The following is a 12564-nucleotide window of genomic DNA, read 5'->3' as shown; positions in this document are numbered from 1 at the left end:
CCCGAAAAACAAGTATTTCTAAACAATTTTGCAGCTACTTTTGTAAGCTGTATAGGTAAAATTTAATAATGGCGGCACAGAAAAAATCAAACGGTGAAATACTGATAAAAGGGGCAAAAGTTCATAATCTTAAAGATGTAACCGTCAGTATTCCAAGAAACAAATTTATTGTAGTTACAGGTGTTTCCGGTTCTGGAAAGTCTTCATTGACTATAGATACCCTGTATGCTGAAGGGCAGCGGCGGTATGCGGAAAGCCTTAGTGCTTATGCAAGGCAATTCCTGAACCGTATGAATAAACCGGAGGTTGATTACATTAAAGGATTGTGTCCGGCCATAGCCATCGAACAAAAAGTAATTACCCGTACGCCCCGCAGTACGGTAGGCACAATGACGGAGATCTATGATTATTTAAGATTGCTGTTTGCGCGGGCCGGTGTAACCATTTCACCTGTGTCAGGTCAGGAAGTGAAAAAAGATGATGTTGCCGATGTAGTAAGTGCTATTCAGAAACTGAAGGAAGGTGATAGAGTTTTTATACTCGTTAAATTTAAACAGCATCGTAACCGTGACATCAAAGAAGAGTTGAATATATTAATGCAGAAAGGCTTTAGCCGGATTGCAATGGATACTAATGAGGCGGGTGAAGGGATGGCGGTAAAAAGGATCGAGGATTTTTTAGAAATGGACGCTGCCGATGTAACCAAACTGTTTCAGGCGGGTAAAGGCAAAAAAGAAAGCGCCTATATTTTGATCGATCGTATTGTAGTTAAGGATTTTGACGAAGATGATATTCATCGCCTGGGAGATTCGATTGGTACCGCTTTTTATGAGGGAGAGGGAGATGTATACGTTGAAGTAATTCCGCAAACCGGGAAGAAAAAGCTGCTGAATTTTAATAGCCGCTTTGAGCTGGATGGTATTGTGTTCGAAGAGCCGCAGCCGAATCTTTTTTCTTTTAATAATCCTTTGGGCGCTTGCCCTGCCTGTGAGGGTTTTAGCCTCGTTTTAGGTATTGATACAGATCTCGTAATTCCCGATAAAAGATTAAGTGTTTATGAAGGTGCTGTGGCTCCCTGGAAGGGAGAAAAGTTGGGCAAGTGGAAAGATGCTTTTGTAAGAAGTGCAGCGAAAGATAATTTTCCCGTGCATAAGCCTATAGCCGATTTAACGAAGGAACAATATAATTACCTGTGGAAAACAAGAGGTGGTATCAATGACTTCTTCAGAGAAGTAGAGCAAAATTTATACAAGGTGCAGTACCGCGTTTTGCTGAGCCGCTATAGAGGAAGAACTACCTGCCCTGATTGTAACGGGTATCGGTTACGTAAGGAAGCATTATACGTACAGGTAGGTGGAAAGAATATCGGGGAGCTTTGCGAAATGCCCGCACGCGATCTCAAAACCTGGTTTGACCAGCTCAAATTAACCAATCATCAAAAAGAAATAGCCAAACGTATTTTAATAGAGATTAATAATCGCCTGGATACATTGTTGAAGGTTGGGTTAGGGTACCTGACCATGAACAGGGTGGCCAATACATTGAGTGGTGGCGAAAGTCAGCGTATACAATTAACGCGTAGTTTAGGTAGTAACTTAACCAACTCCCTTTATATACTGGATGAACCGTCTATCGGGCTGCATTCGCGTGATACCAGTAACCTCATAAAAGTACTTAAAGAATTGCGTGATTTAAATAATACGGTAGTGGTAGTGGAGCATGATGAAATGGTGATGCAGCAGGCCGATCATATTATTGATATGGGGCCTTTGGCTTCCCATTTAGGAGGAGAGGTAGTGGCTGAAGGTGATTTTAAAACCTTAATCAAAAACCCCGAAAGTTTAACGGGTAAATATCTTAGCGGTGAATTCTCTATTGCACCGCCCAAAACAGTGCGTAAATGGAACCGTTCTATTAAAGTAGAAGGAGCGAGGCATAACAATTTAAAGGATATTACGGTAGCGTTTCCGCTCAATGTGCTTTGTGTGGTAAGTGGTGTGAGTGGCAGCGGAAAAACCACGCTGGTAAAGCAGATCTTATACCCGGCCTTACAAAAAATGAAGGGCGAGTTTAGTGGCGATAAAGTAGGATTTCATAAAGCCATTACAGGTGATGTGGAGCATGTGCAGCAGATAGAAATGGTAGATCAGAATCCCATTGGTAAATCTTCCAGAAGTAACCCGGTTACTTATATAAAAGCTTACGATGAGATCAGGGATCTTTTTGCAAAGCAGCCGTTGAGTAAAATGCGGGGATTTCAACCCAAACATTTTTCTTTTAATGTAGATGGGGGAAGATGCGATACCTGTAAAGGGGAAGGAGAGCAAATTGTTGAAATGCAGTTCCTGGCCGATGTGCACCTGGTTTGCGAAAGCTGTGGTGGTAAGCGCTTCAAAGAGGAGATACTGGAGGTGAAATACAAGGACAAGAGTATTTTCGATGTGCTGGAAATGAGCGTGGATGAAGCTATTGATTTTTTTGCAGATGAAAGAAAATTGTCGGATGCAATCAGGCCGCTGAGTGATGTAGGATTGGGATATGTGAAGCTGGGACAATCTTCTGATACCTTATCAGGTGGTGAAGCGCAAAGGGTAAAACTGGCTTCATTCCTGGGCAAGGGCAAAGCCAGTAACAAAGTGCTGTTTATTTTTGATGAGCCCACTACCGGTCTTCATTTTCATGATATCAAAAAGCTGCTGGCTTCTTTTAATGCCTTGATAGAGCAGGGACATTCTATATTGGTAATTGAACATAATATAGATGTGATACGCAGTGCAGACTGGTTGATAGAATTAGGACCAGATGCGGGGGATGGTGGTGGAGAGTTGGTCTTTGCAGGGAAACCAACCGATATTAAAAAAGTAAAACAAAGTTTTACCTCGAAATATATTTAGAAATGAAACTTCTCCCGGAGATATTTAAAAAAGCATTAAGGAATTAAGGATGATTAAGTGTGAATACTGCTACAGATACTATTTCTTATTGTACATTAATTCCTTTATGTTAAAAATAACAGAACCTTCAAGGAACAAATTATGAATATCTGAAGCTAAGCTTTCTATAGACACTTGTTTCAAACCATTTAGGAGTTGAGGATAATTAAGGTGGGAATACTGTGACAGATACTATCTCTTAACGTTCTTAGTACCTTCAGGGTTAAAATAATAAGAATATAAATCATATAAAAAAGGTTGATCCGGACAGATCAACCTTTTAAATTAATAATATAAATGAGGTTAAATAGCCGGTTCCTGCTGGCTTAGGCAATGAAAGCTTCCCAGCCCCCAGATGATCTCAGTCGAGTCAATACCAATAACCGTCCTGTCTTTAAAATGCTCCTGTATAATTTTTAACGCTGCATCATCTTTACTGCAACGATAAGTAGGCACTATTACAGACTTATTAGCAATGTAAAAATTGGCATAAGAAGCCGGCAGTCTTTGGTCTTCGTAAATTACCGCGTCGGGCATAGGCAATTCAATAATGTTGAGCTGTTTGCCGTTCAACAAACGCATTTGTTGTAATTGCTTCAGGTTGTTTTGAAGCAATCCGTAATTCTCATCGTTTTTATTTTCTTCGATCACAGTTAGTACTGTGTCCTCGTTTACAAAACGAACGGTGTCATCAATATGTCCGTCGGTGTCATCGCCCACAATACCGTCTTCTACCCAAAGTACCTGCTCTGCGCCATAGTAATTGTATAAATATTCTTCTATTTGCTGTTGATTCAGGTGTGGGTTCCTGTTTTTGTTTAACAAACAAGCTGTAGATGTTAGTATAGTGCCATTACCATTAAATTCAACAGAACCGCCTTCCATAACAATTCCCGGGTTGAAGACCGGCAACCCGAATTGTTGGGCGATTCTGGTAGGTACCACATCATCCAGGTCGTAGGGAGGATATTTATCTCCCCAGGCATTATATCCCCAATCCACCACTACTTTTTTATGCTCTTTTGCATTAGAATTGATCAGGAATGCTGGTCCATGATCACGGCACCAGGCATCGTTGGTTTCATTAAAATAGAATTCCACTTTGGTAAGATCGACACCCTGTTTTTGCAAATGCTTTAAAGCAAAAGATTTCATTTTTTCATCCGCCACATTAATACGCACCAGTTCGTTCTTTGCCAACTCCTTGATAAAATGAGCATAGTAAGGGTAGATGGTGTTGAGCTTGCCTGGCCAGGAAGCTTCTTTATGCGGCCAGCTTAACCAGGTCGCCTTATGGGGGTACCATTCGGCCGGAAAAAAATAGCCTAGTTGTTTAGGTGTAAGTCCGGGAGCCGGAGAGCCGGTAAGTCCGGATATCAGAGAGTCCGGCAACCCGGAAATATTAGATGTCATTTATTTTAATGATTTTTTAAGCGCTTATTTTACCTCGTTTAATCTTCGTCGATGTAACGCTTTGTAATGGGTTGGTAACTGTCGATTCGCCTGTCTCTAAGGAACGGCCAGTGCATCCGGAAATTATCAGCTTCCTTCAGGTCTAATTCAACCACTTCAGTTTCTTCGTTATCATGAGATGCGAGGTAAATCAGTTTGCCCTGTCCGTTGGTGGCAAAGCTGCCACCCCAGAATTTCATGGCCCCGTTTTGTTCAAATCCAACCCGGTTCACACTTACCACGGGAATTCCATTGGCAACCGCATGGCTGCGCTGTATGGTTTGCCAGGCATTATATTGGTCTTTATTAGTTTCTTCGTCTTGCTCTGTTGACCATCCGATGGCCGTCGGGTAAAACAACACTTCAGCACCCATCAGCGCCGTAATGCGTGCAGCTTCGGGGTACCACTGGTCCCAGCAGATCAATATACCAATAGTTGCAAATTTGGTTTTAAATACTTTATAGCCCAGGTCGCCTGGTGTAAAGTAGAATTTTTCATAATAAGCCGGATCGTCCGGGATATGCATTTTACGATACTTACCCAGATAACTGCCATCCGCATCTAATACGGCAGTAGTGTTGTGATACAGGCCTTCCGCTCTTTTTTCAAAAAGTGAGGCAATGATCACCACACCCAGTTCTTTGGCTAAAGCACCCAGTACTTCGGTAGAGGGCCCGGGGATCGATTCAGCCAGGGAAAAATTATTATAATTTTCTACATCACAGAAATATAATGAAGTAAACAGCTCCTGGAGACATACGATTTGTGCACCTTTAGCAGCCGCTTCCCTTGTTTTTTCAATGGCTTTGTTCAGGTTTTCCTGCTTGTCAGCAGTACAGCTCATCTGAACCATGCCTATTTTTACTTTTGCCATAAATGAATTTTTGTCTCAAGCACCGCTTAAGAAGTTGCAAAGTTACTTCAAAATGCTTGAGGGATCGTTCTTATAATCATAAAAAATGCGGAACATCCCGGCTCCGCATTCTTTGATAATCTGATAGTCTTTATCTGAGCCGGTCCAGGTCTTTGATTAGCTTCTGATCTTTTCTAATGCCCTGTATAGCAAAGAAAAAACCTAAAACTATCAACAAGGTAAGTAACGCTGTAATGGCTATATTACCGGCAGAAAAATTCTGGCTATAAATCCAATATACAGCGATTAGTCCTAAAGACGCTACCAAACCGAAAAGACTCAACTGGATTTGCTTTCTGCGGTCTTTAAACAGGAAAATGGTTATGGCAGATAAGCCCAATACTAAAACCGTCAATAATATCAGATATATATTGTCGGTAGCAGTAAGCTCTGGACCTTCTACACCGGTAGTTCCGGGTGCTACGATACCACTATAAAATGGAAATTTAAAGGTCAATCCGCTACTGATAGCAGAAAGCAATAACCATAGTGTTTGTTTTCTTTGAATCATGTGCTAAAGTTCATAGTTAAAGTTGGTAGTTCATGGCCGATCGATCTGCAAACTATGATCTATTAGCCATGAACTATAAACCCTTTTCTGTTACTATCCCAACTCCGGGTACAGCGGAAACTGCTTCATGAATGCTTTCACTTCCTCTCTCACATCGCCGATCATTTTTTCGTCGTCCGCATTAGTGAGCACCCTGTCTATCAGGTCTACTACCTGTATTACGTGATCTTCTTTCAAACCGCGTGTAGTTACAGCCGGAACGCCGATTCTAATACCCGATGTAACAAAAGGAGATTTATCGTCGAATGGTACAGCGTTTTTGTTCAGGGTGATAAAGGCTTTGTCTAAAGTTTCCTGCGCCTTTTTACCCGTAATATTTTTATTGCGAAGGTCAATCAACATCAGGTGGTTATCGGTACCGCCGCTGATGAGGTTATAGTCTTTAGCCACAAAAGCTTTCGCCATTGCCTGGGCATTGGCTACTATTTGTTTAGCGTAGTCAGTAAAGCTCTCATCAAGGATTTCGCCAAAAGCAACTGCTTTAGCTGCAATGATATGCTCCAGTGGACCTCCCTGTATACCAGGGAATACTGCCAGGTCTAATAATTGAGTGATCGTACGTGTGTTTCCTTTAGGATCTTTAATACCCCATGGATTTTCAAAGTCGTGGCGTACCATAATAACACCTCCGCGTGGACCGCGTAATGTTTTGTGCGTGGTACTGGTTACAATATGGCAATGATCAAAAGGATCGTTTAATAAACCTTTCGCAATTAAACCGGCAGGGTGGGCAATATCGGCTAAAACAATGGCGCCAATTTTATCAGCAACTGCACGAATGCGTGCATAATCCCAGTCGCGGCTGTAGGCAGAAGCGCCACAAATGATCATTTTAGGCTTTTCTGCCAATGCTTTTTGTTCCAGGTCTTCGTATTCAACTAATCCTGTTTCCTTATTTACGCCGTAAGAAATTACTTTATAATGCTTGCCGCTGAAATTAGCAGGGCTACCATGGGTAAGGTGACCACCCATGCTCAGGTCCAATCCCATAATGGTATCACCCGGTTTTAAAACCGCCTGGAATATTGCTGCATTGGCTTGCGCACCACTGTGTGGCTGCACATTGGCCCAGCTTAAATTAAATATTTGCTTCAACCTGTCGATAGCCAGGTTCTCAATTTCATCCACCACTTCACAACCACCATAATACCTGCGCCCCGGATAACCCTCGGCATATTTATTGGCGGGTACGCTACCCATTGCCTGTAATACCTGATAAGAAACAAAGTTTTCTGAGGCAATCAACTCAATGTCGTTGCGCTGGCGCTCTAATTCTTTATTGAGCAGTTCAAAGAGGATAGTATCATTTTGCATGGCGCAAAATTAAGGTTATACAAATTTTTATTGGCATATTTTACCCACAAGAACCTTGTTTTTATGTGTAAATGATAAAATTAGCCTTCAGAGTGATGTATTTTATGTGAAATCCATACGTACGATAATTACCGGCTTGTTTAGCTGCGATCAAGAAAAAGAAGTTGAAACATGAATACGGCGGCTGATTTTTCTTTTTTTACTTACCTTCACTTTTTTATAACATAGAGTAAACTATTTTCCCCATCCCGGGGTTTGTTATATATGAAGGCAATCATCCCTGTTGCAGGTACCGGAACTAAATTGAGACCCCATAGCTATACGCAACCCAAAGCGTTGATACCGTTAGCGGATAAAACCGTTTTGAGTATTATCATTGATCAGCTCAAAGATGCCGGCGTTGACGAATTTATTTTCATTATTGGTTACCTGGGCGATAAGATTTATCATTATATAAAAGACAAGCATAGCGATATTATTGCACATTTTGTTGGACAGGAAGATAGGAGAGGTGTCGGACATGCCATCAGCCTGGCGAAAGACCTGGTTAAAGGTGATGAAATACTGATCACGCTTGGTGACACCATCTGTGAGTATGATGTGAACGAGGTTTTAAGAACCGAAGGCTCTTATATTGGTGTTCGTAAAGTAGACAACCCACGGGACTTTGGTGTAGCGGAAATCGACAATAATGGTATTATCGAATCGGTAATTGAGAAACCGCATATTCCCAAGTCTAATATGGCCATGGTGGGGGTATATAAAATTGTGGAAACGGATATTCTCTTTTCCTGCCTTGAAAAAAATATAACAGCGGGTTTATTAACCCATGGTGAATTCAGCATTACAGATGCCATTCATTGCATGATCGAAAAAGGTGTTACTTTCAGATCATTCAAAGTCGACAACTGGTTTGATGCGGGAAATAAGGAGACATTGTTAAAATCGAATGCTACCTTGTTAAAGAAGTTTGGCGTTGAAGCTGATCCCTCAAAATACCCGAATACGGTGCTGATTCCACCGGTAAGTATCGGTGTTGGCTGTTCTATAGAAAACTGCATTATTGGCCCCAATGTTACCCTGGGCGAATACACCAATATGGCTCAATCCATTGTTAAGAACTCTATTGTTGGTGCCTATTCCAACTTATACGATATTGTTTTGGAAGATTCTCTTATTGGTAGCGATACCAGCCTGAAAGGAGAATCAAGGAGTTTAAATATTGGTGATAATACCAGTATTGACCTCGGATAACAAATCTGAAAAGGGACAGGCGATCGTAGCGGATTACCACCGTATCAACTATGGGATAAACATAGTATCTTCCGGTAAATTGCCTGAACCCGGTAGATTATGTTTGGAACTAAAATTACACGACTTTTCAATATTCAGTATCCCATCATCCAGGCCGGAATGGTGTGGGCCAGCGGATGGAAGCTTGCAAGTGCTGTAAGCAATGCTGGCGGGCTGGGAATAATAGGGGCTGGTTCCATGAATCCTGCTTTATTGAAAGAACATATACAAAAATGTAAGGCAGCTACTCATCTTCCCTTCGCAGTGAATTTACCCCTATTGTATCGTGATATTGATCAGCAGGTCCAAACAATTATAGATGGAAAAGTTCCTGTTGTTTTTACAAGCGCCGGTAATCCTAAAACCTGGACGCCTGTTTTCAAGCAGGCCGGTATTACCGTAGTGCATGTGGTGAGTAGCAGTCAATTTGCTTTAAAAGCACAGCAGGCTGGCTGTGACGCTGTGGTGGCCGAAGGCTTTGAAGCAGGTGGTCATAACGGAAGGGAAGAAACAACTACCATGGTATTGGTACCCCTGGTAGCTGCAGCTGTTGGTATACCGGTAATTGCTGCCGGGGGTATTGCTACCGGCAGGCAGATGCTGGCCGCTTTTGCACTGGGTGCCGATGCAGTGCAGATGGGAAGCCGTTTTGTGGCCTGCATCGAAGCATCATCGCATCTCAACTTTAAAAACAAAGTAATCAATGCAGGAGAAGGCGATACGTTGGTTTCTATGAAAAAACTCACGCCGGTGCGATTACTTAAAAATGCTTTTTCTGATAAAATAGAGGCTGCCGAAAATTGTTGCGTATCACGGGAGGACCTGGCAGCTTTACTGGGAAAGGGACGCGCCAGGCTGGGTATGTTTGAAGGAGATCTTGATGAGGGGGAACTCGAAATAGGCCAGGTAAGCGCCTTGCTTAACGACATGCCATCAGCGGCAACAATTATTTCAACCGTCTGGAACGAATTTATAATTGAAAAAAGCAGAATTGCTGCCCTTTAATCTCTCTACGCCTTATGAAAAAAGTCCTCCTCCTAAACTACTTATTTTTTCTCATTTTGGGTAAAGTATATGCACAATTCGACCAGTTTCAGCATGCCATGGAAAGCCGGGACAGCATGGCTGCTTTTTATGGAAGGGAAAAGGTCTTTATCCATTTTGATAAGCCCCAATATCAAATAAATGACACGATGTGGTTAAAGGGATATATCGTATCGGGGATGATGAATATGGTAAACGATAGTAGCCGCATTGCCTATATGGAATTTATTGATGCTAACGGGCAACTCGTAAAACGCATCAGCGCTATATGTGATTTGGGGCTTTTTTACAGTAACATTACTTTAGGTGATCAGCTATTCCCCCAGGGCGATTACAGGTTGCGGGCCTACACCGAACGTATGCGGAGTTTTGGTGATTCACTGTTTTTTCAAACCTCGTTTAAAATTATTAATCCGAAGGCTGAAATGTGGAAAGTGACATTGAATGAAATGAGTTTTGCTGATAATAGGCTTTTTATTGCCGCAGGCCTGCGTGCAGAGGCGCAAGCACCATTATCGAACAGCAGGGTGACTGTAGCGATGAAATCAAAAAACAAAACACTATTCCGTAAGCGAATGGTCACAGATGGAAATGGTAATATTTACATCGACACACTTTTAAAGGATCAGGCCAATAAAAATTGTTACCTCGAAATATCAAACAAAGACCTGGACCTTAAAATTCCGTTACCCGGCAATAACCAGCGTATTGATTTGCAGTTTTTACCGGAAGGAGGACGTTTTATTGCGGAGTACAAACAAAGGCTGGGTTTTAAGGCACTTAATGTTTATGGTAAGGGAGTGGATGTGAAAGGTGTTATTAAAGATAGCAAGGGTAATATTTTGACCTCTTTTGAATCTGAATACAAGGGGATGGGCATAGCAGAGCTGACACCGCTGCAGGGTGAGATATACACTGCCTGGCTGGAGGACGGTTCAGCTTATAAACTTCCGTCTGCAGATGCTGCGGGGTGGGTCCTGCAGGTGGGATATACCGAACAGGGAGATAGTATTGTTATTAAAGTTGATACCAATGCTTCCGGGGACACAATCGGCTGTTTTATTAGTGGAGAAACAAGAGGGTATAATTTTTTAAAGGGGCGTTTAAGAAATAAACAGCATCATGAATTAAGAATACCCGCATCAACTTTCCCCAGCGGCGTTGCCAGGGTGACATTATATAATGCCAATGGAGTACCGGTTAATGAAAGGGCATTTTTAGTGTGGCATGAAGATGATTTAAAATTGCAGTTAACTACGGCAAAGGAAATTTACATAAATAAGGACAGTGTTGCACTGAGCCTGGCTGTAAAGAATGATGCAGGTCAACCAGTATTAGGAAGCTTTTCTTTGGCGGTATTGGATACCAGCCAGGTGTCGTTTAATACAGACGCTGACAATATTGTAAGCTATATGACTTTAAGCGCCGATTTGAAAGGATCAGTTGAAACCCCTTATTATTTTATAAAGAATCCGCGGAGCAAAGCGACCGACGCGCTAATGCTTACACAGGGCTGGGTGAAATATGATTTTGGCAACACTGAGGGGAAATATGGTTATGAAAAAGAGTTTGCAATAAGAGGTAAGGTTACTAATATTTTAAATAAACCCTTTGCCAACACCAATGTTACGTTGTTCGGGCGAGATGGCCGTAACGGCGTTTTTTTTAAAGATACACTCACCAACAGCACAGGAGAATTTTGCCTGAGGGATTTTCCTTTATTTCATACAGACAGCGTGAGCACGTTAATTAAAGCAGTGAATAAAAGGGATAAATCTTTTGGAATAGGGGTAGAAGTATTTTATAAGGAGTATCCGGCTATACCTGAACCCGAATCTACATTTGATGAGGGAAGCATATTGTTTGATACAGCAGCCAGGAAGGCGATAGACAGGCGATCCGCTGTAATGGAGCAATTAAGAAGAGACGGGCGTTACCTGGAAGAAGTGATCGTTACCGCTAAGGCACGTATATCTGGTTCAAAAAATCTCAATGAAGACGGCGGCTCAGATCAAACAATAACACAGTCGGTATTAGAGCAAACCCCTAAGGATGATCTGCTTACTGTATTAGTTAAACAAATACCGGGTTTTCCGCCCATGCGTGGAACGCCGTTTGCTATTGGAAGAAGCAAAATTGAAATTGTAATAGATGGAATGGATCTGAAATTCTTCGAAATGGATCCTATTGACGTTTTACAGTATTATTCAGCAGAAGATGTAAAAGGAATTGAAATAATGAGAAGTGCAAGGTATTCAACACCCTACCAGGTGCGGTTTAATGAAGGGAAAATAGATATTATAAACCCGCCCACTTATATAGAAATTACGACTCATAGCGGAGTAGGACCTTTCCTGAAAAAAAAGGCTGGTATGTATTTGTTAAAGCCTAACGCACCCTTTGTAGGACGACAATTTTACACTCCAAAATACACGTCGCCCGATCAGGAAACCATATTCCCTGATCTCAGGCAAACCATCTACTGGAATTCAGATATTATTACCAATAAGAATGGAGAAGCAAAAATGTCTTTTTATACCTCAGAGAGTAAAGGAAGTTACCTGATCATTGTTCAGGGAACTGATTTAAAAGGAAGTTTTGGCACTCTGATCGCCCCATTAAAAATAGAGGCCGATGGCAAAAAAGCAAATTAGCCTTTGAAAATAAAATACACGGCTGCAATTAACAGAATAAAGCCTATTAAATGATTGCTGGAAAGTTGAAAATTATCAAACATGAGTCTGGAGAAAATAACAAATACCACCAGTGTGATTACTTCCTGTAAAACCTTTAATTGAACCAATGAAAAAGGACCGCCGGTCTCGGATGAGCCCAGCCGGTTGGCCGGCACTTGCAGGCAATATTCAAAAAAAGCAATACCCCAGCTTATAAGTATAATAATCCATAAGGAGGTATTGGTATGATTGCCCGATTTTCCAAAGAATTTAAGATGCCCATACCACGCAAACGTCATAAATACATTTGACAGAAACAGCAGGCCGACAGAACTTAATGCTTTCATGTTTTAAACCTTAAGGGAATA

The 12564-nt window shown here is 41.7% G+C and carries 9 protein-coding genes; 4 read left to right on the top strand and 5 right to left on the bottom strand.

Annotated elements, in window-relative coordinates; genetic code table 11:
- Window positions 1–68 precede the first annotated feature (68 nt).
- Complete coding sequence (locus U0035_RS04800; protein ID WP_114788907.1) at window positions 69–2894, top strand: excinuclease ABC subunit UvrA; 2826 nt, start codon at window positions 69–71, stop codon at window positions 2892–2894.
- 342 nt (window positions 2895–3236) lie between these two features.
- On the opposite strand, the gene U0035_RS04795 is transcribed toward U0035_RS04800, so the two are convergent.
- From U0035_RS04795 to glyA, 4 genes are all read right to left on the bottom strand, one after another.
- Window positions 3237–4346 (bottom strand): agmatine deiminase family protein, encoded by a 1110-nt coding sequence (locus U0035_RS04795; protein ID WP_114788906.1) that lies wholly within the window; start codon window positions 4344–4346, stop codon window positions 3237–3239.
- A 38-nt stretch (window positions 4347–4384) separates the two neighbouring features.
- Window positions 4385–5260 (bottom strand): carbon-nitrogen hydrolase, encoded by an 876-nt coding sequence (locus U0035_RS04790; protein WP_114788905.1) that lies wholly within the window; start codon window positions 5258–5260, stop codon window positions 4385–4387.
- A 130-nt stretch (window positions 5261–5390) separates the two neighbouring features.
- Entirely contained in the window at window positions 5391–5810 is a 420-nt protein-coding gene (locus U0035_RS04785) for a DUF4293 domain-containing protein (RefSeq protein ID WP_114788904.1), read from the bottom strand.
- 93 nt (window positions 5811–5903) lie between these two features.
- The gene (gene glyA / locus U0035_RS04780; RefSeq protein ID WP_114788903.1) at window positions 5904–7184 is read right to left on the bottom strand and encodes a serine hydroxymethyltransferase; all 1281 of its coding nucleotides are present in this window, start codon (window positions 7182–7184) and stop codon (window positions 5904–5906) included.
- Window positions 7185–7448: 264 nt separating this feature from the next.
- On the opposite strand from glyA, the gene U0035_RS04775 reads away from it, so the two are divergent.
- From U0035_RS04775 to U0035_RS04765, 3 genes are all read left to right on the top strand, one after another.
- Complete coding sequence (locus tag U0035_RS04775) at window positions 7449–8438, top strand: sugar phosphate nucleotidyltransferase (protein ID WP_114788902.1); 990 nt, start codon at window positions 7449–7451, stop codon at window positions 8436–8438.
- A gap of 99 nt (window positions 8439–8537) precedes the next feature.
- The gene (locus U0035_RS04770; RefSeq protein ID WP_114788901.1) at window positions 8538–9482 is read left to right on the top strand and encodes an NAD(P)H-dependent flavin oxidoreductase; all 945 of its coding nucleotides are present in this window, start codon (window positions 8538–8540) and stop codon (window positions 9480–9482) included.
- Window positions 9483–9496: 14 nt separating this feature from the next.
- Complete coding sequence (locus tag U0035_RS04765; protein ID WP_114788900.1) at window positions 9497–12175, top strand: hypothetical protein; 2679 nt, start codon at window positions 9497–9499, stop codon at window positions 12173–12175.
- Here the strand turns inward: U0035_RS04765 and U0035_RS04760 are convergent.
- A complete protein-coding gene (locus tag U0035_RS04760) occupies window positions 12172–12543 on the bottom strand; it encodes a DMT family protein (RefSeq protein WP_114788899.1) in 372 nt (123 codons plus the stop codon). The two genes, U0035_RS04765 and U0035_RS04760, sit on opposite strands and share 4 nt — an antisense overlap.
- Between the last annotated feature and the right edge of the window lie 21 nt (window positions 12544–12564).

The sequence above is a fragment of the Niabella yanshanensis genome (assembly GCF_034424215.1).
GTDB lineage: Bacteria > Bacteroidota > Bacteroidia > Chitinophagales > Chitinophagaceae > Niabella > Niabella yanshanensis.
Note: the sequence above shows the minus strand (reverse complement) of the source record. Positions and strands in the feature narration are given on the sequence as shown.